We start from the raw sequence: 21,162 nt of genomic DNA on the forward strand, positions 1-21,162 counted from the left end.
TCCATCTATTCTCCGTCCCCTTATATTCCGGCTGCCACTACAAATGAAAGCCCGACAGAAATGACAAATGAAATAAAGCCGACAGCCCGGTTATCATTTTCGATTTCCTGATCAATTTTAAACCGCGGAGTCAAAAACTCAAAAATAAAGTAGCTGATCAGAAGCATAACAAACCCGTAAACGCCCCAGCCGATCATTTGCAGCAGCGAATTATGCTGGGAGATGGAATGCTGAAATACGTTTGCGATTCCCAAAATTTTTCCGCCGGTCGCCATTGCCACCGCAAGATTTCCTTTTTGAATCTCTTCCCAGTTTTTATAAGCCGTCACCAGCTCAAACACAGTCAAAAAGAGGACGAGGCAGAGAACCGCGACACTGTAATATGCCGCGATTTCCACAAGCTCGTTTTCCCAAAAATCACTCATGGCCATACTCCCTTTTATTTTAGTTCAACAACCGTAACGCCTGATCCTCCCTCACCTGCTTCACCGAAACGGGAACTTTTGACGCTGCGGTGGTTTTTCAGAAGATCCTGTACGCCTTTTCTTAAAGCGCCGGTTCCTTTTCCGTGGATGATTGACACTCTTGGATATCCGGCTAACACCGCATCATCCAAGTATTTTTCAACCCGGCTGAGGGCATTTTCATAGCGTTCGCCGCGGAGATCAAGTTCAAGAGATACGTGATAGTCCTTTCCCTTGACCGCTGTAATGATTTTTTCTTTTTTTGGCTCCGGAGCTGATTTGATAAACTCCAGATCTTTTTCTTTTACTTTCATCTTTAAAATACCGATTTGAACATTCCATTCATTGCCGCCTGTTTTTTCGAGCAATGTTCCTTTTTGCCCGAAAGTGAGGACTTTCACCTCGTCGCCAGGCTTAAAGTCGCGTTTTTGCGCTTTCGGCTTTTCCGGTTTCTTGGACTTTTCAAAAGCCGGCATAGCGCCTTCTAACCGTTTCTTCGCGTTAATCAGCTCGTGATCCTTGAAGGATTTGTGTTCTTCTTTTATGGAGCGCAATTCATGAATAATGTCCTCGGCTTCTTTCATTGCCGCTTTTACTTTTTCAGCAGCCTGCTGTTCTGCCTCTTCAAGCATTTTGTCTTTTTTGCTGTTAAGCTCGATGATTTGCTGCTGCAGCTCTTTATGCAGTTTTTCCGCTTCTTTTCTGATTGATTCTGTCTCAGAAAGCTCTTCTTCCGCACGTTTTTTGCTTTGTTCCAGCGACGCAATCATCGTATCGACTTCGTTATGCTCGGCCGTCATTTCTGACTTCGCCTGCCCGATGATATGGTCCGGGAGCCCGAGGCGTTTTGAAATTTCGAAAGCATTGCTTCGACCCGGCACACCAATTAAAAGTTTATAGGTCGGTGACAGCGTTTCGATGTCAAATTCAACGCTGGCATTCATGACGCCTTCTCTGTTATAGCCGTACGCCTTCAATTCCGGATAATGCGTCGTAGCTAACACTCGTGCATTGGTGCGATGCACGTCATCCAAGATGCTCATGGCGAGGGCCGCCCCCTCCTGCGGATCTGTCCCTGCACCAAGTTCATCGAAAAGCACAAGGCTGTTTTCATTGACCTGTTCTAAAATGCCGACAATGTTCACCATATGGGATGAGAACGTACTTAAACTTTGCTCAATCGACTGTTCATCACCGATATCAGCGAATACGTGCTCAAATACTGCCGCTTCTGACCCTTCATCTGCCGGGATATGAAGACCTGATTGCGCCATTAAGGTTAGCAGGCCTAACGTTTTAAGGGTGACTGTTTTCCCCCCGGTGTTTGGCCCTGTGATGACAATGGTTGAAAAATCGCGGCCAAGCTCGATGTCATTGGCAACAACCTGGTCAGGCGGAAGCAATGGATGGCGGGCTTTTTTCAAACGGATAAAGCCGGTGTCGTTCATAATCGGTTTTGTCGCTTTAACCGCTTTTGCATATCTAGCTTTTGCAAAAATAAAGTCAAGCGTCTGCAGCACTTGCAAATCTAGAAATAGCTCCTCTGTATACTCTGCCGTTTTCTCTGTCAGCACACGCAAAATCCGTTCAATTTCTTGCTTTTCTTTCACTTTCGCCTGCTGAAGGGAATTGTTCATATCTACAATCGCCTGCGGTTCAATGAATAATGTCGCACCAGAGGATGAGGTGTCGTGCACAATTCCTCCATAGCTGGATCTGTACTCCTGTTTGACCGGGATCACAAAGCGGTCATTCCGAATCGTAACAATCGTATCAGACAGCATTTTCGAAGCGGAAGAGGAACGCAGCATCGACTCTAACCGGTCTCTGACTCTTGATTCGAGTGTTCTGAGCTGTGTGCGGATTCCTCTTAATGTTTCCGATGCATGATCAAGCACTTCTCCGTGATCATCAATGCAGGAATTAATGTCCCGCTCTAAATCGGACAGCGTGATAAGCTGTTCAGCATGCTGATGGATCAGCGGAATGTCGACACCGTCTTCAGCCATTTGGGTGATAAAACGTTTCATTTGTTTAACTGCATAAAGCAGGCCTGAGATTTCAGTGAATTCAGAAGGACTGAGAACGCTGCCGATTTCCGCCCGTCTTAACGCTCCTCTGATATCTACAAGGCCGCCAAATGGCGCTTGGCCTCTCAGCCGGATAATGTCAGAAGCTTCGTCTACTTCATCCAGCTGTTTTTTGATTTCGTCTATAGAAGCAGAAGGCTTAAGCTCGAGAAGCATTTCTTTTCCGAGCGATGAAGCGGCATGCCCAATAACCTGTTCTTTCACTTTATGAAATTCAAGAGCTGATAATACTTTTTGCTGCACGATTGTGTGAGCCTCCTTACTTAATCGTTGCGCTTCAGAAATGCCTCTACGTCTTTAAGCGACCGGGCATTCAGAACGTTTTTCGTTTCCGTCCATCCTTTGCGCGCGGCAGTAACGCCAGTTTTCATATCGTCTAACATCTCAATATTATGGGCATCAGTATTAATCACCAATGTAACCCCTTGTTCGTTTGCTTTCATTAAATGCTCTGTGCGCAGATCAAGGCGCGCAGGGTTGGCGTTGAGTTCAAGCGCCGTATTTGTTTTCCTCGCAAGCTCAATCAGCTGATCAATATCGATTTCGTAACCGGCCCGTCTGCCGATAAGGCGCCCGGTCGGGTGTGCGATAATGTCAACATGCTTGTTTGTCAGTGCCGTCTCAAGCCGTTTCATAATCACGTGTTCCGGCTGATTAAAACTGGAATGAATCGATGCAATAACGATATCCATTTCCGCAAGCACATCGTCATCATAATCGAGCGTACCGTCAGGCAGGATATCCATCTCAACGCCTTTCAAAATACGGAAGTTTTCAAACTCTGCATTCAGTGCGTCAATTTCTTTTGCCTGCTGCTTAAGTCTTTCTGCAGTAAGGCCGTTGGCGACCTTTAAATATTGTGAGTGATCGGTGATCGCCATGTATTGATAGCCTTTTTTGATGCAGGCTTCAGCCATCTCTCTGATTGAAAATGCACCATCGCTCCACGTTGAGTGCATGTGGAGATCACCTTTGATTTGCCCGGGTTCTATCAGTTCAATGCTGTCGCTGTAGGTTTCCACTTCCTGTCCGCTTTCACGAATTTCCGGCGGAATCAGCGGCAGGCCGAAGTGCGCATAAAATTCACGTTCACTCGGAAATGTTTTGATCTCTCCGGTTTCAACTGTCTCAACGCCGTATTCACTGATCCGCTCGCCGCGTTCTTTGGCGATTTGGCGCATTTTAATATTGTGATCCTTTGATCCCGTAAAATGATGGAGTGTTGTCGGAAACTGCTCTTCCGTCACAAGACGGAAATCGACGCTTGTTTCATATTCAAAGGAAAGGATGACGGACACCTTCGTATCTCCGCTTGCGATCACGCTTTTGATGTTTGGCAGCTCAAGAAGCTGCTCTCTTACTTCAGCCGGATGATCTGTAGCAATGATATAATCCAGATCCTTCACCGTTTCCCGCGCTCTGCGGAGACTTCCGGCACGAGAAAATTTGATGATATGCGTAAATTGAGAAAGATGCTCCTCAATTTCCCGCGCGATCCGGAGGGCGTAGCCGATCGGGAACCGTTCAGGCTGTTTTCCGGCTTCCCCGAGCGCCTGTAATATTTTTTCTTCCGATTTTTTGCCGAAGCCCGCAAGACCTTGTACCTTTTGCTGTTCACAGGCTTCCTTCAGAGATTCTGCATCATGTACGCCGAGCTCTTTATATAGCTTTGCGATTTTTTTGCCGCCGAGCCCCGGCAGCTTCAATAAAGGCACGAGTCCTTCCGGCACTTCTTTCTGAAGCGATTCGAGCGTGCTTGACTTTCCTTCATCTATATACTCTTTAATGACGCTGTACGTTCCTTTTCCAATGCCGGACAGCGACATCATATCGTCCATTTCTGATAAGCTTCGGTCGTCCTGTTCCAGGGCTGCCGCCGCTTTTCGGAAGGCGGATACTTTAAACGGGTTGTCCCCTTTTAGTTCCATATAGACTGCAATGGTTTCAAGCAGCCGGATAATATCTTTTTTATGCATATCATAACCCCCAGACGTTCACATATGTTTCCATCATACTTGAAAAAAACTTCTCCGGACAAGAGAAGTTTTTTTATGCCCCGTACTGTGTCCACAGCTCTTGTAGGAGCCCTGACAAGTATGGTGTATGGTTAATGATCACATTTGCGAGGGACGATTGCCCCATCATTTGCTGCAGTGCATCTACCGGCAGAACGGATGCGACATACAGCAGCACAAATGTAAATAAATAGACTTCTAGAAAACCGAGAACGGCGCCCAGCATCTGGTTGATTTGTTTAATCACCGGAATGCCGGCTACAATACTCAGGAACGAGCCGATGATTCTCAGTAAGATTTTAGCAATGATAAATAAAACGATAAACGCAATCGCATTATAGTACGCTGCTTCCAAATTCCCCGTAAAAAAAGAAAGAGCCGGCTGTCCCGCTGAAAAATCGGGTGCGGGAATCCAATGTAAATGCGGTGCCACGTTTTTATAGAATAAAGCCGCAAAGGCAATTGATAAAATAAAGCTCGTCAAGCGGATAAACTGCAGGATAAAACCGCGTTTTAACCCCAGTAAAGTCCCCATCAGGAGCAAGATTAAGATGATGATATCTAGCATAGTTGTTCAATCCTTTTCTTTAAGCTGACGCTCCAGTTTTTCACATTTCTCTTGTAATTTGACATAATCGTGCACCACATTTACCGCTGTCAGCACTGCAAGTTTATTTATATCAAGGTATGGATTTTTTTCATTGATTTCTCTCATTTTATCATCAACAATTCCGGCGACATACCTCATATGGGCTCTGCTTTCTTCACCGACAATCGTGAAGTGCTGGCCGTAAATGTCAACGGTTGTTTTTGTTTTTTTGCCGTCAGACAACGTTTCTCCTCCATTCCGCGAGAATCCTAGTTCTTATCATAACACGTTTATTAAATGAATGGAAAGACGAGCCTCCCGCTGTTATGATACACTGGTATATACAGCGAAAAGTGTAAAAAAAGGAGATTATTACGTGTCCCATTCAGTGATAAAAGTATCGTTGTCTGCTATTGACCAAATGAAAATGACATACAGCGGTTCGCTTACAGCCTCTGTTCCGCAGGGAGCCGTTTTTCAGGCGAAACCGCCCGGCTGTACCATTACAGCATATAAATCAGGCAAGGTCTTGTTTCAAGGCAAAAACGCAGCGGCAGAATCCGCGCGCTGGGGAACAGCAGAGCCGGAAAAGAAGAAAATGGCCAAAAAGCCGGCTGATCCCCGCTATGCCCCTCCGGCAGATATCGCCGGAATGTCTGTTATCGGTTCTGACGAAGTCGGAACCGGAGATTACTTTGGCCCAATGACGGTTGTATGCGCGTACGTCGACAAAACCATGCTTCCTTTAATGAAGGAACTCGGTGTTAAGGATTCTAAAGATTTAAAAGATCCGCAAATCATCGAGATTGCCCGAAACCTGATCAAAACCATTCCATATAGCCTGCTGGTTTTAAAAAATGAAAAGTATAACAGCATGCAGGAAAAAGGCATGAGCCAAGGGAAAATGAAAGCTTTGCTGCACAATCAGGCGATCACACATTTATTAAGAAAATTGGATGGAGTAAAGCCTGAAGCCATTTTGATTGACCAATTCGCTGAGCCAGGCGTCTACTTCAATCATTTAAAGGGCAGAGACATTGTGAAGGAGCGGACCTATTTTAGCACAAAAGCTGAAGGTATTCACCTGGCTGTCGCCGCTGCTTCAATCATTGCAAGGTATTCGTTTTTAATGGAAATGGATAAACTATCACGCGAGGCAGGAATGACGCTTCCAAAAGGGGCCGGTCCTCACGTCGATGAAGCGGCCGCCAAGCTGATCCTCAAAAAAGGGGCATCTGCACTCAGGACCTTTACAAAACTCCATTTCGCCAATACGCAAAAAGCGCAGCGCCTTGCTGATAAAAAACGCTCATAGAAAAAAGCTTGCAGATTTCTCTGCAAGCTTTTTTATCAGCCTCTTAAAACAGCTTGATATGTGTCTTCTAACGCTTTCAGCACTTTGCTGTGCGCCTTTGTCACTTCTTCTTCAGTCAGTGTTTGTTCAGGGTTGACATACTGGAGTGAGAAAGCGACTGACTTCTTGCCTTCCTCCATATGTTCGCCTTCGTATACGTCAAAGACGGTTACCTCTTTCAGAAGCTTTCCGCCAGCCTCTTTAATGACGCTCTCGAGCTGTCCGCTTGTGACGGTTTTATCTGTTACAAGGGCGATATCACGTGTCACAGACGGATATTTCGGAATCGCCGTGTAAACAAGAGGTGCTGTTTCTGCCGCGAGCAACGCATGAAGATCGAGCTCAAATACGTATGTTTCCTTTATATCCAGTTCTTTTTCCAATGAAGGATGGACTTGGCCGATGAAGCCGATCAGAGAACCATTCAATAAAATGTTCGCTGTTCTGCCCGGATGCAGCTGTTTGCGTTCAGACTGTACAAATTCAATGCTGTCTAGGACGTTGAGTTTGTCTAACAGCCCTTCTACAATTCCTTTGACAACAAAGAAATCAACTGGTTTCTTTTCACCCTGCCATAGCTGCTTGCGCCATAATCCGGTAACAGCTCCTGCTACGCGTTCTGTTTCAACAGGTTTTGTGTCCTCTTCCTTCGTCAGGAAAACGGAGCCGACTTCGTACAGTGCAACTGAGTCAGTCTGCCTCGCGAGGTTGTAAGAAACAGAATCAAGCAGATTCGGAACAAGACTGTGTCTGAGAATGCTTCTTTCTTCACTCATTGGAAGCGCAAGCACAGTATTCAGTGATTTTTCAATCGCAAACGCTGCCGCTTTCTTCTCGTTTGTCAGTGAGTAAGTGATGGCTTGTGATAAGCCTGCGCCTTCAAGGAAGCGTCTGACTTTACGGCGTTTTGCCTGGTATGGCGTTAATCCGCCTGTAGTTCCCGCTGTCTCAGGAAGCGTAGACGGAATGTTATCGTAGCCGTACAGTCTTGCCGCTTCTTCGATTAAATCCTCTTCTATTGTAATGTCGCCGCGGCGTGATGGGACGGTCACAACGAGAAGTTCACCCGCTTCACCGACCGTAAAACCGAGACGTTTATAAATGCTGATCAGTTCTTCTTTACTGATCGTCAGGCCTAGAACGCTGCTCACTTTGTCAGCAGATACGTGAATGTTATTTGCTTCGATTGTCAGGTGATCTTCCTCAACTGTTCCTGCAAGCACCTCACCGCCGGCATACAGATGGATCAGCTGCGCAGCCCGTTCTGCTGCAAGACGTACGCGCGCCGGATCAATTCCTTTTTCAAATCTTACGCTTGATTCACTTCTCAAACCAAGGTCTTTGGAAGCCTTGCGAACCGTCTGCCCGTTGAAATACGCAGCCTCAAGCAAAATCGTTTTCGTATCTTCCTGAACCTCTGACTCTGCTCCTCCCATGACACCCGCAACGGCATGCGCTTTCGTTCCGTTTGTAATGACAAGGTGATCGGCGGACAGCTTACGTTCTTGATCATCAAGAGTTACGATCATTTCATTCTCAGCTGCTTTTCTTACTACGACTTCCTTAGAGCCAAATCTGTCATAATCAAACGCATGAAGCGGCTGTCCGTATTCCAACAGGACAAAATTTGTGATGTCAACGACGTTGTTGTGCGGACGAATGCCTGCATTCATCAGCTTTGTCTGCATCCAAAGCGGTGACGGAGCAATCGTGACATTTTTAATGATTTTTGCAGTGTATAGCGGGTTCGCTTCTTGATCTTCAATTTTGACTGAAATGTAATCAGACGCTTGTTCTGAAGCAGCCGGGTAATCCGTTTGCGGAAGCTTTACCTCAGTGTCTAAAATCGCGGCAACCTCGTAAGCAACACCAAGCATGTTCATGGCATCGGCGCGGTTTGGCGTTAAACCCAGCTCAAGAATCGCATCGTCAAGCTGTAAAGCCGCTAAGGCATCGCTTCCTGTTTCAGCGTCATTCGGGAATACGAAAATGCCTTCTGCATACTCCTTCGCCACAAGTTTGCTTTCAATACCAAGCTCCTGTAAGGAACAGATCATGCCGTTTGATTCTTCACCGCGAAGCTTAGCTTTTTTGATTTTGAAATTGCCCGGCAGCACCGCTCCGACTGTTGCAACCGCGACTTTTTGTCCTTTATCCACATTCGGCGCACCGCAAATGATTTGTACAGGGGCTTCAGCTCCAATATCCACAAGGCACTTATTCAGTTTATCAGCATTCGGATGCTGCTCGCGCTCCAGCACATGGCCGATGACAACGCCTTTGATGCCTTCTCCTTTGTATTCAATTCCTTCAACCTCAATACCGGCTCTTGTAATTTTTTCAGCAAGAACAGCCGGGTCCATGCCTTTTAAATCAACATAATCCTCTAACCATTTATAAGAAACAAACATCCTTGCATCCTCCTCTTACGCCTGTTTAAACTGCGAAATAAATCTGACATCGTTTGTATAGAAGTGGCGAATATCATCAATGCCGTATTTCAGCATCGCGATGCGCTCAACACCCATTCCGAATGCGAAGCCCTGATATTCCTTCGGATCAAAGCCAGCCATTTTAAGCACGTTCGGGTGAACCATGCCGGCGCCGAGGATTTCAATCCAGCCTGTTCCTTTACATACTGAGCAGCCGTTCCCACCGCATTTAAAGCATGTCACATCCACTTCTACTGAAGGCTCAGTAAACGGGAAGAAGCTTGGGCGGAGTCTGATCTCGCGGTCTTGCCCGAACATTTTTTTCGCAACGAGTTCAAGCGTTCCTTTTAAATCACTCATGCTGATGTTTTTGTCAACGACAAGCCCTTCAATTTGCATAAATTGGTGAGAGTGCGTCGCATCATCGTTATCACGGCGATATACTTTACCCGGGCAAATGATTTTAACGGGACCTTTGCCTTCATGCTTTTCCATCGTACGTGTTTGGACAGGAGAAGTTTGCGTTCTCATCAAAGTTTCCTCTGTGATGTAAAAGCTGTCCTGCATATCGCGCGCAGGGTGTTCTTTCGGAAGATTGAGCGATTCGAAGTTGTAGTAATCCGTTTCAACCTCTGGCCCTTCCTCGACTGTGTAGCCCATCCCGATAAATAAATCTTCAATTTCTTCAATGACAACAGTGAGCGGATGGCGGCCGCCGACTGCAACAGGGTTCCCCGGCAGCGTGACGTCAATTGTCTGCCCTGCAAGCTTCTGTTTCATTTCCTCTTCTTCAAGCTTCTCGTTTTTGTCAGCAATCGCATTGGCAATACGCTCCCTTACTTCGTTCGCGAGCGCCCCCATTTTTGGACGTTCCTCAGCAGAAAGCTTGCCCATTCCGCGCAGCACTTCTGTAATCGGCCCTTTTTTTCCGAGATATTGCACCCGAATATCATTGACAACCTTCAATGAGCTTGCCGCTTCTACTTGTTCTAAAGCTTCTTGTTCCAGCTGTTTTAGCTTTTCTTCCATTTTGCATCCTCCTTTTATGTAAACAAACCGTCATATGTCTTTGGAAAATAAAAAAAAACCCGTCCCTTGTACAAGGGACGAGTTGTGGCCGCGGTACCACCCTTATTTCAGACAGACTGATGCTGTCGTCAGCTTCATTGACATAACGGAATCAGATTCCGGTTCACCTTTACGCGCAGTGTACGCGGTCCCGGCGACAACTCAAGAGGTGAAGCCAATTTCCGGCTGCGTTAAAAATGCTCTCAGTCAGCGGCATTTTCTCCCTGGAAAGCAGTTGATCAGAAATTGAGGTCCTCTGTCACGGTTTTTGAAATATTATGTTCTATTATAGAGAAATCCAACACTTGGCGCAACACTATCCTCGCAAGTGATACACGAGGATGGCAGCCGCAACCGCAACGTTTAGTGATTCAGCCTGTCCGTAAAGCGGCACGTACAGGTTCAAATCCGTTTTTTCCAGCAATGCAGCATCCACCCCTGCACCTTCATTTCCTACAATGAGCGCAAAGGATTCAGACTGAGGAATCTCCTGGTAAGGCGCTCCGTTTTGCAGCGCCGTGCCGTATACTTTTACGCCCTCTGCCTTCAATTCGTCCACATATGAAGGCAGGTTTCTTCTCACAACAGGAATATGGAAGTGAGATCCTTGAGCAGATCGCAGTGTTTTTCCGTTAAAGGCGTCCGCCGTGCCGTCACCGAGTACAACCGCATCCAAACCGGCCGCATCAGCCGTTCGAATCATTGTGCCAAGGTTGCCCGGATCTTGAACAGCGTCAATCAGCAGCACCTTGCGTGCCGTTGCCAGCTTTTCTTCAGGCATATGGCACACAGCGGCAATCTGCTGCGGCGTTTCGGTTTCAGTCACAGCTGAAAACGCATCTTCACTCAGCATATAGCACTGGATACCAGTCTCAAGATCTGAAGGAATCTTCGTTTCATCCTTTACAAGGATTTCTTTCACAATGCCCGGGCTTTTCAACGCCTCTTCAACGAGGTGTTCTCCCTCTATCAGAAATGTATTTGTTTTTGTTCGTTCTTTTTTTGTGTGAAGCTTTTTCCAATCCTTCACTTTTTGATTTTTTGCCGATTCTATTTGTTTCACTGTCTATGTGGCGCTCCTTTTTTTAACATGATGTTATTATATCGCAAGAACAGCACATAATAAACCAGGTGCAGGGTTAGAATATACGTATTACATTTTAGAAAAAGGAGCGTTTTACATGGATCTTAATTTACGTCATGCCGTCATCTCCAATGTCACCGGCAATAATCAGGAGCAGCTTGAGCATACAATCGTAGATGCGATTCAAAGCGGTGAAGAAAAAATGCTTCCAGGGCTCGGCGTTTTATTCGAAGTCATTTGGCAGCACGCATCCGAAAGTGAGAAAAACGAAATGCTGAAAACGCTTGAAGGCGGATTAAAACCCGCCGAATAAGACATGAAACCGGGTGACAGCACCCGGTTTTTTTCTTATATAATAAAAACATGATGAGGGGGAACGCCATGTTTTTACAGCCGTTATTAGCGAAAAAAATTATTGCTGAAGTTAAAAAAATGTACGAACGTGAAGTCATTATTGTAAACACGGACGGTCTTATTATGGCAGGCACAAACGATGAGCGTGTCGGACAATTTCATGAGGGAGCGCTTATCTGCGCAAAAGAAAGACGCAGCGTGATTATTACAAAAGAAGATGAAACAAGGTTAAAAGGAGTGAAAGCAGGCATAAACCTCCCTGTATTTTTTGACCATGATGTGATCGCCGTCTTCGGGCTGACAGGTGAGCCTGCAGAGATTCAGCCATTCGGAGAACTGCTTCGAAAAATGACAGAGCTGTTCATTAAGGAATCGCGGCACTTAGAGCAATCCCAGTGGCGTGAGAGAATGCTGGAGTCCTTTATGATCGATTGGCTGCAACTAAAGGAGTGGTCTCCCAGTTTTCTTGAGAAAGCTCAACTTCTTGGTGTTGACCTTTCCTCCCGGCGCCAAATGATTCTTATTCAGGGGTATGAGTGGTCACGTCATGATATTGAAAAAATGGCACGCATATGGAAATCATCGTACCCTGCGGATTTGTTCATCAGGTGGGGAAATGAACGGATTTTGATTAATCATGAAGTGCCGCAGCATGAACAAAGGGATCGGCTTTTACGGAAAATCCTTCACATTTGTTTGTTTGCCAATACCGCAAGCAGCCAATATACAGCAGCTGGCGCCGGAAGGGCTGTCGCAAGCTCCAGCCTGACAGAGTCATACGAGCAAGCGGAAAAAGCGCTGGCTGTCAGCCTTAAGCGAAAAACGCCCATATTTGAAGAGGATCTGAAGCTTGATATGTGTCTGACGGAGATCAGCCCGGGAACCCGAAACGAATTTCCGCAAAGAGTATTAGGAGAGGCGCTAGAGCATCAGGAACTTATGAATACGATACGGACTTTCTTTCATCACGATTTGTCTTTGAAACAAACCGCTGAAGACATGCATATACACATCAATACATTGCGTTATCGTCTGTCTAAGGCTGAACAGCTGACGGGTTTACGTTTTGACCGTACCGAGGACGTCGTCACGATGTACGTCGCACTCTATTTTTTAGATCAAGATACAAAATAGAGAGAGTTTCAGTTTCATTTTTTGTATGTTTCTCCATGGAAGGCTTTGCTTTTTTTCTTTTACAATAGATTGAAAGCGTTTTTTGACAGGGGGATGGGTGAAATGATCACCAAGGATGTAAAGGAACAGCTGATTCGGGTCTCCGGACCAGAAAACTTTGATGACTCGAATGCCGGCCGTCTCGTCTATTCATATGATGCGACGCCTCAGTATCAGTCTATGCCTGATGCCGTGATTGCTCCAAGGAATACTGATGAAGTATCACGCATTTTAACAATTTGCAGCGAACATCGAGTGCCGATCGTTCCAAGAGGATCAGGGACAAACCTGTGCGGCGGCACGTGCCCGACTGAAGGCGGACTTGTGCTTCTCTTTAAGCACATGAACCGAATTCTTGAAATTGATGAAGAAAATTTAACTGCCACAGTTCAGCCGGGCGTTATTACGCTGGATATGATCAAGGCAGTTGAAAGCAAAGGTTTGTTTTATCCGCCCGATCCGAGTTCTATGAAAATCTCAACTATCGGCGGCAACATCAATGAAAATTCCGGCGGGCTCCGCGGATTAAAATACGGCGTCACCCGCGACTATGTTATTGGACTGGAGGTTGTGCTCGCAAATGGTGACATCATCCGCACCGGCGGAAAACTCGCAAAGGATGTGGCCGGATACGATCTCACACGTCTTTTTGTCGGCTCAGAAGGAACACTCGGCATTGTGACAGAGGCAATCGTCAAGCTCGTTCCAAAGCCTGAAACAAAAAAGACGCTGCTTGCCCTATATGAAAATATCGATGCCGCTGCTCAAACGGTATCAGACATCATTGCCGCAAAAATCATACCCGCCACGCTTGAATTTCTCGACCAGCCTACACTTTTGGTGATTGAGGATTATGCCAAAATCGGACTTCCGACAAGCGCAAAAGCAGTTTTGTTAATTGAACAAGACGGGCCATATGAAACTGTTGAACGGGATATGGAAAAGATTGAGGCGATCTGCAAAAAAGGCGACGCCGTATCCGTTCAGACCGCACAAACGGAGGAGGAGGCATTCGCCCTGACTGAAGCACGGCGATCTGCACTTTCTGCCCTAGCCCGCCTCAAACCGACGACGATTTTAGAGGATGCGACCGTTCCTCGCTCAGAAATCGCCAATATGGTTAAAGCGATTAATGATATTGCTGCTAAATATGATATTTCCATCTGCACCTTTGGTCATGCGGGAGACGGGAACCTTCACCCGACATGCACGACAGACATAAGAAATAAGGATGAAATGGAACGTGTCGAACAGGCTTTTGCCGAGATTTTTGAGAAAGCGATTGAACTTGGCGGGACGATAACCGGAGAGCACGGAGTCGGGGAAATGAAAGCGCCTTACTTGGAAATGAAGCTGAAAAAAGAAGGCATTGATGCGATGAAAGCGTTGAAAGCGGCATTTGACCCCCTGAACATATTAAATCCGGGCAAAGTGTTTGCGAAAGATGCCAGAAAACGTGTGGTGGCGGAAAGATGACAACAGAAAAAGAAATGAAACAGATCCAAAATGAATTTAAAGAGCGTATGGATGAAGGCGAGTTATTAAATTGTATGCGCTGCGGTTTCTGTCTTCCTTCCTGTCCGACCTATATCGAATCGGGATTTCAGGAAACACACTCTCCGCGCGGGCGCATCGCCTTAATGAAAGCCGTAGCCGACGGTATGATTGAACCGGATGAAGATGTCGAACGGTCGCTGTCACTTTGCCTCGGCTGCCGCGCCTGTGAGCCTGTATGCCCGTCTGGCGTGAAATACGGGCAGCTGCTTGAGGAAGCCAGAGATATTATCCACCAAAATAAAAAACACTCGCTTGGTGAACGTGTCATGCGAAAGACGGCTTTTCACGAGCTGTTTCCGCATCAAAACCGCATGTGCTCAGCTGTAAGCCTTATCGGTTTGTATCAGCGTTCAGGACTGCAAACCGCTGTGCGAAAATCAGGCATGCTTCGGGTCCTGCCTGAGCATTTGCGGACGATGGAAGCTGTTCTTCCTGATGTTCCAAAAAGCAAAGACATGAAACATCGGCCGCGTTTCCTGCCGTCCATTGGCCCCATGAAAAAACGGGTCGCCTTTTTTTCGGGCTGCTTAATGGATACAATGTTTTTACCGACCAACAACGCCACATTGAAGCTTTTACAGCTGGCAGGCTGCGACATTGTCATTCCGCCTGAACAGGCTTGCTGCGGGGCGCTTCATGGACACAGCGGTGAAAAAAACACAGGGAAAGAGCTCGCGAAACAAAATATCGCTGCTTTTGAAGCGTTAGACGTGGATGCTGTCATTACAAACGCAGGAGGATGCGGAGCCTTTCTTACCGAATATGATCATTTGCTGAAGGATGACCCGGAATGGTCGGAGCGGGCCGTCGCTTTTGTTCAAAAGCTGAAGGATTTTTCTTCAGTTTTGGTTGAACTCGATTTCCATCAAATGGACTTAGCGCTCGAGACACCTCAGGTCGTTACCTACCAAGATTCATGCCACCTAAGAAATGTAATGCATACGTCGCTTGAGCCCCGCCAGCTTCTTAAAAGCATCAAAGGGGCGGAATTCAAAGAAATGGAGAAAGCAGACAGCTGTTGCGGGTCAGCGGGAATTTACAACATCGTCGAAGCTGAAATGTCTATGAAAATACTGGACAGCAAAATGGCTGCCGTCAAAGCAACCGAAGCGATCCTCATTGTAACAGCAAATCCCGGCTGCCTGCTGCAGATGAAGCTCGGGATTGAACGCGAAGGACTAAGCGGTAAAGTCAGAGCCGTTCACCTGGCTGATTTGCTATTGGAAGCAGCCGGGCACAAAACATCATGAGAAAGCCCAAAACAGACATTGTTTTGGGCTTTTGTGCGTTATTCCATCGGACTGCAAATTTCGATATAATGTCCATCCGGATCAGCGATATAGGCGACCGTCTGCCCCCATGGTTTCACTTTTGGCTCCCCGATAATCGATACGCCTTGTTCTCTCATCCTTTTGATGACCGCTTCTACATTTTCAGTAACAAACCCGATTTCAAATGTGTTTGAAGCAGATGTATCCGGAATGTCCAGCGCCGTGATGTCTCTGGCGCTTTCCCGCGTATTAAGCGCCAATATCGTAGACCCTGTATCAAATTCGATATACGTTCCGTGTTCAGCACGAATCGGCAGTCCTAAAATATCCCGGTAAAAATGAATAGCCCGCTTGCTGTCCGATACGTATAGAATAAGATATTTCATTGATAGATTCATTGAAAACCCCCTCAACATTTTCAATAGTCCTTCTAGCCCGGTATAGACGCTTCCATCCTTAAGCTCGGATCTTTCCACATCTGCGCCCATTTTTTCACAGCCGCCACGATAATAATGAAGCCTAACACCAGCATGATGATAGATAATACGCCATTCAATACACTATATCCTGCTGCTTCAGGATTGAGATACACATTGCGCACCATCCAATAGCCCGCATAATTGACAGTGACATATAAATAGGCAAGCGGGATAAGGCAAGTCAGAATGTATCGGCGTTTATCAGCGATTTTCAGCACGATGGTCGCTCCGATAATCAGCCCCACTGAAGCCATCAGCTGATTAGAAACGCCGAACAGCGCCCAAATGGAACCGATATCTCCTGAATACAGCAAGTACCCCCACATCAAACAGGCAAGCGCGCTGGCAAATACAGAGCCCGGAATCCAGTCTGTTTTCTTCAGCGGCTTATACACCTCCCCGAAGAAATCCTGGATCAAATAACGGGCGACGCGTGTGCCGGCGTCAATCGCTGTTAAAATAAAGACCGCTTCAAACATAATGACAAATTGGAAAAAGTATGAGGCCAAATGGCTGAAAAACGGCATTCCGGTAAAAATATAAGTCATTCCCACCGCAAGTGTGACGGCTCCCCCTGTTCTTCCTTCTAAGTCCAAACCGATTTCCCTGCTCAATTCAGGCAAATGTACGACATTCATGCCAAGCGTACGGAAAACCTCAGGCGTGCTGTTAATCGCAAAGTAATCAGCAGGCTGTAAAGCGGTCGCTGCAATCAGCGCCATGATGCCGACAAGACACTCAACAAGCATTGCGCCAAACGCAACCGGCTTCATATCACTCCATTTATTCAGCATTTTCGGTGTCGTTCCTGAGCCGACAAAGGCATGGAACCCAGAGATCGCCCCGCAGGCGATGGTTATTGAGATGAACGGCCAGACAGGTCCTGCCAGCACCGGCCCGCCGCCTTTTACGAATTCTGTAAACGCAGGGAACGGAATGGACGGATTGACGACAAACACACCAACAATCAAAGCGATAAAAACACCGATTTTCATAAAGCTGCTTAAATAATCACGCGGAGCAAGAAGCAGCCAAACGGGAAGCGCAGCCGCAAAAAACGCATAAACAGGAAGCGCTATTGCAAGCGTTTTCGTATCTAGTGTTAAAAAGTCACCGAGCGCTGTAGTCTGTACCCATGGACCGATAAAGACTCCTGCCATTAAAAAGAGAAAGCCGACCGTTGAAGCGAGCTTTAAATTTCCCGTTTTCTTATAAAATAAGCCCACACCCATCGCAATCGGTATCGTAATCCCTACCGCAAATGTTCCCCATGGATTACGTTCAAGCGCATGCAAGACAACCATCGACAGGCCCGCCATTGTGATCGTGATGATAAACAGCATGGACAGTCCTGTACAAAATCCTGCAACAGGGCCAAGCTCATCCTTCGCCACTTCCGACAGCGATTTTCCGTTTTTGCGCATCGATGCAAACAACACCACAATATCATGGACGGCTCCCCCAATTACCGCCCCGATTAACAGCCACAATAATCCCGGCAAATAGCCAAACTGCGCCGCCAGAATTGGTCCAACCAGCGGCCCGGCCGCTGCGATCGCGGCAAAGTGGTGGCCGAACGAAACCCATTTATTTGTAGGCACATAGTCTTTCCCATCCTCAAGCGAATGAGCAGGTGTTGGCTTGTCATCATTCACTTTGAGAACCTTCACCATCATAAATGTTCCGTATAAACGATAGGCAATAGCCAAAATACACATTGATGCTATCACAATTGTAACCGCATTCATTTTCTCCCATCCCCTTTGCTGTTTTTCATAAATATATCATAATTTCATGGTGAAAAGCGGTCATTTTTTCCTATACAAAAAGCCGGCTTGAACGGGCCGGCTCGTGGCAGTTGAAAGACAAGCCGGAGAGAAATCTCCGGCTTAGCTTCTCTTATGACTGTTTTTTCAGGCGGATCACATTCCAGGAAAGCGGCGTGAAATGAGCAGTTAAGCCGTTTTCGCTGACAGACGATGTTCCGTTGGAATGCGGAACGACATTTTTTCTGTTATGCTGGTTTGTCGCTTTGATATCCTGATGCTCAAGTACGATGTGCTCTGCGATTTGGTAGGATTCAAAGCCTCTGAGCGAAATCTCCGTCTCCATCTGATCCTCAGCCTTGTTTACCGCAAAAATAGTGAGGGTTTCTTCCTCTTCAGAGTACACAACAGCAGCATCAACATATGGCACATCAGTGAAATCAGAACAGTCGTACTTCGGAGAAGAAATAAGCGGTTTCAGTGACTCGCCCCTTCCATAAACAGAAGCATGCATGTATGGATAGAAAATCGGCTGTCTCCATGCTTCACCGCCTTTTTCCGTCATGATCGGCGCGATGACATTGACAAGCTGTGCAAGACACGCAATTTTCACACGGTCTGCGTGCTGCAGCATCGTAATGAGCAGAGAGCCGACTAATAAGGCATCTTCAAAATTGTAAATATCCTCTAAAATCGGACGCGCAGTGATCCACGGTTCGACTTTTTTATCAGCCTCATTTGAGTGATACCATACGTTCCATTCATCCAGAGATAGATTGATTATTTTCTTGCTGCGTGTTTTTGCTTTTACATAGTCACAGGTCGCAGCGACTGATTTGATAAAATGATCCAAATCCATGGAACGGGCCAAGTAGTTTGGCAGATTGTTATCCCGGTTTCCGTAGTAGGTGTGAAGAGAGATATAGTCGACATGCTCATACGTATGCTCAAGCACCTTCGCTTCCCAATCGATAAAGGTCGGCATGCCGCTGTTTGAGCTGCCGCAGGCAACGAGTTCAATTGATGGGTCAACCCACTTCATGACCTTTGCTGTCTCTGCAGCAAGCCGTCCGTATTCATCAGCTGTTTTGTGGCCGATCTGCCACGGTCCATCCATTTCGTTTCCTAAGCACCATGTTTTGATGCCATACGGCTGTTCATAGCCATGCGATCTTCTTAAATCACTCCAGTAAGAGCCTTTCGGATGGTTGCAATATTCAACGAGATTACGAGCGGCATCTATGCCCCTTGTGCCAAGGTTGACGGCCATATTGACCTCAGTGTTCACCTTTTTTGCCCAAGATAAAAATTCATTTGTTCCCACTTCATTGGTTTCTGTCGTTTGCCATGCCAAGTCAAGCCGTCTCGGGCGGTTTTCGACTGGTCCGACACCGTCCTCCCAGTTGTATCCGGATAAAAAGTTTCCGCCCGGATAGCGGATGATGGGAACCTGTAATTCTTTGATCAGCGACTGGACATCTTTTCTAAATCCATCTTCATCCGCTTCAGGGTGATCAGGCTCGTATATGCCTTCATATACCGCACGACCCATATGTTCGATAAACGAGCCATAAATCCGTTTATCTACTTCACCGATTTTATATTCTTTGTCTACAATCATTCGCGCTTTTTTCATCACACGTTTCCTCCTTCATTAACCTTTGACTCCCCCTACCGTCAGGCCGGAGATAAAGTACTTTTGGAAAAACAAGAAAATGATAATCACCGGCAAAATCGCAAATACTGAGCCGGATATAAGCATGTCGTAATTATTTCCATAAGGGCTCAGCAAGCTGGACAGCCCTATTGGAAGCGTAAACATTTCTTTCGACCGAAGCACAATCAGCGGCCATAAGAAGTTGTTCCAGCTGTTTAAGGACTGGAGGATAATCATCGCGCCGAAAGCCGGTTTCATCAGCGGTGCCATAATCCTGAAAAAGATGCCGAATTCCGTACAGCCGTCCATCCTTGCAGAGTCCAGCAGATCTCTTGGTAGGCCAAGGGCATATTGCCTGAAAAAGAAAACGGCAACAGGTGAAACGATAAACGGCAATATGACACCCGTATATGAATCGATCAAGTGCAGTCCGACGGTAAGCTTAAACAGAGGAAGCATCATCACTTCCAGCGGAACCATCATAATAATCAGCACAAGAACAAAGATGATATTTCTGCCCTTAAAATCATAAACCGCAAGCCCGTACCCGATCATCGAAGAAAAAAACAGGGTGAGCACGGTTGTGAAAAGCCCGAGTACAAGACTGTTAAAAAACCATTTGAAATAAATGCTGCCGCCATTAAACAGAAATGTGTAGTTATCAAAACTCATCACTTTTGGATCAATATCAAGATTCAGCCCCACACGCAAAAGCTCAGATGACGGCTTTAATGATCCTAAAAGCAAACAGAAAATCGGAAAAAGATACAATAGGCTCAGCATCATAAAAAACAGGGTCAGCGCAATTCTATAAACGCTAAACTGAGGACTGTGCCGCAACATTTATCCCTCCCCCTTAAACGAGCCTGACAGCTTTAATGAAATCAGGCTGACAACAAGGATCACAATCAAAAGCACAATGCCGATGGCCGCTCCGTATCCCATTTCATTGTAGGCAAGTCCCTGCTGATACAAATATCCGACAAGCGTCAGACCAATATTACCCGGGGAATTATTCTGCCAAAGGACGTAGCTTTCCTCAAACATTCTGAAGCCGCCGATGATGCTGATGGTCAGCACATATACGGTTACAGGCTTGAGAAACGGCAGCGTGATGTGCAGAAATTTTTTCATTGTATTCGCGCCGTCTATATCAGCGGCTTCGTACAGCTCTTTCGGCACATTTTGCAAACCGGCTAAAAAGTAAAGGATGTTGATTCCCATCCATCTCCATGAAGCAAGCAGCACCATCAAAAACATGCCGGTATGTTCATTGTTCATCCAGTTCTGAGGTGAAAAGCCGAGTTTGAGTAGGATGGAATTGGCCAGAGACGTTTCCATTTCTCCGAAGATCAGCCGAAAAATGATCCCCGCGACAATGGTTGAGGTCAATGCCGGGATAAATAATGCTGATTTAAATATATTTCTAAATTTGACCAGCTTTGAATTCAGGAATATGGCCAGAAGCAATGGAACAGGAATCAGCACGATCAGCGTCCAAAAGGTGTATTCCAGCGTATTCCAAAGGGCGGTATAGAACGTCGGGTTGTTTAGCGCTGTATAATTAGACAATCCGACAAAGGACACCTCTCCCGGCAAAATTCTTTGGAAGCTCATGATGAAGACACTAATGATGGGGTATAGAAAAAATACGAGAAAGGATAAAACGAATGGTGCTGTAAACAGATAGGGCGCCGCTTTTTTCGAATAAAATACATCTCGCCAGCCTGATTGTTTCGCAGCTGAAGGAACGGGATGAACCGTTCCTGTTTTCACAGGTTTCATGAGAACCTCCCCGCTTTCACTTTT

19 protein-coding genes and 1 pseudogene are annotated in these 21,162 nt (G+C 46.4%); 6 read left to right on the forward strand and 14 right to left on the reverse strand.

What is annotated here, in order from left to right:
- Positions 1 to 20: 20 nt before the first annotated feature.
- From QF06_RS12485 to zapA, 5 genes are all read right to left on the reverse strand, one after another.
- Positions 21 to 425, reverse strand: coding sequence for a DUF350 domain-containing protein (locus tag QF06_RS12485; protein WP_003237674.1), 405 nt, complete (start codon positions 423 to 425; stop codon positions 21 to 23).
- 14 nt (positions 426 to 439) lie between these two features.
- The gene (locus tag QF06_RS12490) at positions 440 to 2,797 is read right to left on the reverse strand and encodes an endonuclease MutS2 (protein ID WP_041851068.1); all 2,358 of its coding nucleotides are present in this window, start codon (positions 2,795 to 2,797) and stop codon (positions 440 to 442) included.
- A 20-nt stretch (positions 2,798 to 2,817) separates the two neighbouring features.
- Positions 2,818 to 4,530, reverse strand: coding sequence for a DNA polymerase/3'-5' exonuclease PolX (gene polX, locus QF06_RS12495; protein ID WP_015384310.1), 1,713 nt, complete (start codon positions 4,528 to 4,530; stop codon positions 2,818 to 2,820).
- 73 nt (positions 4,531 to 4,603) lie between these two features.
- Positions 4,604 to 5,137 carry a CvpA family protein gene (locus tag QF06_RS12500; protein WP_003229537.1) on the reverse strand — a complete coding sequence of 178 codons (534 nt, stop codon included), beginning with the start codon at positions 5,135 to 5,137 and terminating at the stop codon, positions 4,604 to 4,606.
- 6 nt (positions 5,138 to 5,143) lie between these two features.
- Positions 5,144 to 5,401: a cell division protein ZapA gene (gene zapA / locus QF06_RS12505; RefSeq protein WP_003229534.1), complete on the reverse strand. Its 258-nt coding sequence runs from the start codon at positions 5,399 to 5,401 to the stop codon at positions 5,144 to 5,146.
- Positions 5,402 to 5,534: 133 nt separating this feature from the next.
- On the opposite strand from zapA, the gene rnhC reads away from it, so the two are divergent.
- Positions 5,535 to 6,473 carry a ribonuclease HIII gene (gene rnhC / locus QF06_RS12510; RefSeq protein ID WP_014480506.1) on the forward strand — a complete coding sequence of 313 codons (939 nt, stop codon included), beginning with the start codon at positions 5,535 to 5,537 and terminating at the stop codon, positions 6,471 to 6,473.
- A 35-nt stretch (positions 6,474 to 6,508) separates the two neighbouring features.
- Here the strand turns inward: rnhC and pheT are convergent, their stop codons facing one another.
- Both pheT and pheS read right to left on the reverse strand, forming a co-directional pair.
- Positions 6,509 to 8,923: a phenylalanine--tRNA ligase subunit beta gene (pheT, locus tag QF06_RS12515; RefSeq protein ID WP_041851069.1), complete on the reverse strand. Its 2,415-nt coding sequence runs from the start codon at positions 8,921 to 8,923 to the stop codon at positions 6,509 to 6,511.
- Positions 8,924 to 8,938: 15 nt separating this feature from the next.
- On the reverse strand, positions 8,939 to 9,973 hold the full coding sequence (gene pheS, locus QF06_RS12520) for a phenylalanine--tRNA ligase subunit alpha (protein WP_004398818.1): 1,035 nt from the start codon (positions 9,971 to 9,973) through the stop codon (positions 8,939 to 8,941).
- An 82-nt stretch (positions 9,974 to 10,055) separates the two neighbouring features.
- Here pheS and QF06_RS12525 point away from each other — a divergent pair, with 82 nt between their 5' ends.
- A complete protein-coding gene (locus QF06_RS12525; RefSeq protein WP_004398812.1) occupies positions 10,056 to 10,262 on the forward strand; it encodes a hypothetical protein in 207 nt (68 codons plus the stop codon).
- 66 nt (positions 10,263 to 10,328) lie between these two features.
- Here the strand turns inward: QF06_RS12525 and QF06_RS12530 are convergent, their stop codons facing one another.
- The gene (locus QF06_RS12530) at positions 10,329 to 11,075 is read right to left on the reverse strand and encodes a TrmH family RNA methyltransferase (protein ID WP_015714484.1); all 747 of its coding nucleotides are present in this window, start codon (positions 11,073 to 11,075) and stop codon (positions 10,329 to 10,331) included.
- A gap of 118 nt (positions 11,076 to 11,193) precedes the next feature.
- Between QF06_RS12530 and sspI the strand changes: the two genes are divergently transcribed.
- The 4 genes from sspI (at position 11,194) to QF06_RS12550 (ending at position 15,430) form a co-directional block, all read left to right on the forward strand.
- Positions 11,194 to 11,409 carry a small acid-soluble spore protein SspI gene (gene sspI, locus QF06_RS12535; RefSeq protein ID WP_021480275.1) on the forward strand — a complete coding sequence of 72 codons (216 nt, stop codon included), beginning with the start codon at positions 11,194 to 11,196 and terminating at the stop codon, positions 11,407 to 11,409.
- Between the two features lie 68 nt (positions 11,410 to 11,477).
- A complete protein-coding gene (locus QF06_RS12540) occupies positions 11,478 to 12,584 on the forward strand; it encodes a CdaR family transcriptional regulator (RefSeq protein WP_041851071.1) in 1,107 nt (368 codons plus the stop codon).
- A gap of 102 nt (positions 12,585 to 12,686) precedes the next feature.
- Positions 12,687 to 14,099, forward strand: a complete 1,413-nt coding sequence (gene glcD, locus QF06_RS12545) for a glycolate oxidase subunit GlcD (protein WP_041851072.1) — start codon at positions 12,687 to 12,689, stop codon at positions 14,097 to 14,099.
- Positions 14,096 to 15,430, forward strand: coding sequence for a (Fe-S)-binding protein (locus QF06_RS12550; protein WP_041851073.1), 1,335 nt, complete (start codon positions 14,096 to 14,098; stop codon positions 15,428 to 15,430). Before glcD ends, QF06_RS12550 begins: the two co-directional genes overlap by 4 nt.
- 38 nt (positions 15,431 to 15,468) lie before the next feature.
- Here the strand turns inward: QF06_RS12550 and QF06_RS12555 are convergent, their stop codons facing one another.
- The 6 genes and pseudogenes from QF06_RS12555 to QF06_RS12575 form a co-directional block, all read right to left on the reverse strand.
- Positions 15,469 to 15,837, reverse strand: coding sequence for a VOC family protein (locus tag QF06_RS12555; RefSeq protein WP_015384319.1), 369 nt, complete (start codon positions 15,835 to 15,837; stop codon positions 15,469 to 15,471).
- Positions 15,752 to 15,939, reverse strand: a pseudogene (locus tag QF06_RS22155) (hypothetical protein). Before QF06_RS22155 ends, QF06_RS12555 begins: the two are co-directional and overlap by 86 nt.
- Positions 15,882 to 17,678 (reverse strand): carbon starvation protein CstA, encoded by a 1,797-nt coding sequence (gene cstA / locus QF06_RS12560; protein WP_041851074.1) that lies wholly within the window; start codon positions 17,676 to 17,678, stop codon positions 15,882 to 15,884. Before cstA ends, QF06_RS22155 begins: the two are co-directional and overlap by 58 nt.
- Before the next feature lie 151 nt (positions 17,679 to 17,829).
- Entirely contained in the window at positions 17,830 to 19,332 is a 1,503-nt protein-coding gene (abfA, locus tag QF06_RS12565) for an alpha-L-arabinofuranosidase AbfA (RefSeq protein WP_041851075.1), read from the reverse strand.
- Between the two features lie 18 nt (positions 19,333 to 19,350).
- The gene (gene araQ, locus QF06_RS12570) at positions 19,351 to 20,196 is read right to left on the reverse strand and encodes an arabinooligosaccharides ABC transporter permease AraQ (RefSeq protein WP_003229508.1); all 846 of its coding nucleotides are present in this window, start codon (positions 20,194 to 20,196) and stop codon (positions 19,351 to 19,353) included.
- On the reverse strand, positions 20,197 to 21,138 hold the full coding sequence (locus QF06_RS12575; protein ID WP_014480514.1) for an arabinooligosaccharides ABC transporter permease AraP: 942 nt from the start codon (positions 21,136 to 21,138) through the stop codon (positions 20,197 to 20,199).
- Positions 21,139 to 21,162 lie beyond the last annotated feature (24 nt).

Origin of the sequence: Bacillus sp. YP1 (genome assembly GCF_000877815.1) — a bacterium.
Classification (GTDB): Bacteria; Bacillota; Bacilli; order Bacillales; family Bacillaceae; genus Bacillus; species Bacillus subtilis.

What these genes read in the sequence shown, in the direction of transcription:
- QF06_RS12485 (WP_003237674.1), bottom strand. Translation starts at nt 425, where the DNA reads ATGAGTGATTTTTGGGAAAACGAGCTTGTGGAAATCGCGGCATATTAC.
- polX (WP_015384310.1), bottom strand. Translation starts at nt 4,530, where the DNA reads ATGCATAAAAAAGATATTATCCGGCTGCTTGAAACCATTGCAGTCTAT.
- QF06_RS12500 (WP_003229537.1), bottom strand. Translation starts at nt 5,137, where the DNA reads ATGCTAGATATCATCATCTTAATCTTGCTCCTGATGGGGACTTTACTG.
- pheT (WP_041851069.1), bottom strand. Translation starts at nt 8,923, where the DNA reads ATGTTTGTTTCTTATAAATGGTTAGAGGATTATGTTGATTTAAAAGGC.
- pheS (WP_004398818.1), bottom strand. Translation starts at nt 9,973, where the DNA reads ATGGAAGAAAAGCTAAAACAGCTGGAACAAGAAGCTTTAGAACAAGTA.
- sspI (WP_021480275.1), top strand. Translation starts at nt 11,194, where the DNA reads ATGGATCTTAATTTACGTCATGCCGTCATCTCCAATGTCACCGGCAAT.
- QF06_RS12540 (WP_041851071.1), top strand. Translation starts at nt 11,478, where the DNA reads ATGTTTTTACAGCCGTTATTAGCGAAAAAAATTATTGCTGAAGTTAAA.
- glcD (WP_041851072.1), top strand. Translation starts at nt 12,687, where the DNA reads ATGATCACCAAGGATGTAAAGGAACAGCTGATTCGGGTCTCCGGACCA.
- QF06_RS12550 (WP_041851073.1), top strand. Translation starts at nt 14,096, where the DNA reads ATGACAACAGAAAAAGAAATGAAACAGATCCAAAATGAATTTAAAGAG.
- QF06_RS12555 (WP_015384319.1), bottom strand. Translation starts at nt 15,837, where the DNA reads ATGAAATATCTTATTCTATACGTATCGGACAGCAAGCGGGCTATTCAT.
- cstA (WP_041851074.1), bottom strand. Translation starts at nt 17,678, where the DNA reads ATGAATGCGGTTACAATTGTGATAGCATCAATGTGTATTTTGGCTATT.
- abfA (WP_041851075.1), bottom strand. Translation starts at nt 19,332, where the DNA reads ATGAAAAAAGCGCGAATGATTGTAGACAAAGAATATAAAATCGGTGAA.
- araQ (WP_003229508.1), bottom strand. Translation starts at nt 20,196, where the DNA reads ATGTTGCGGCACAGTCCTCAGTTTAGCGTTTATAGAATTGCGCTGACC.
- QF06_RS12575 (WP_014480514.1), bottom strand. Translation starts at nt 21,138, where the DNA reads ATGAAACCTGTGAAAACAGGAACGGTTCATCCCGTTCCTTCAGCTGCG.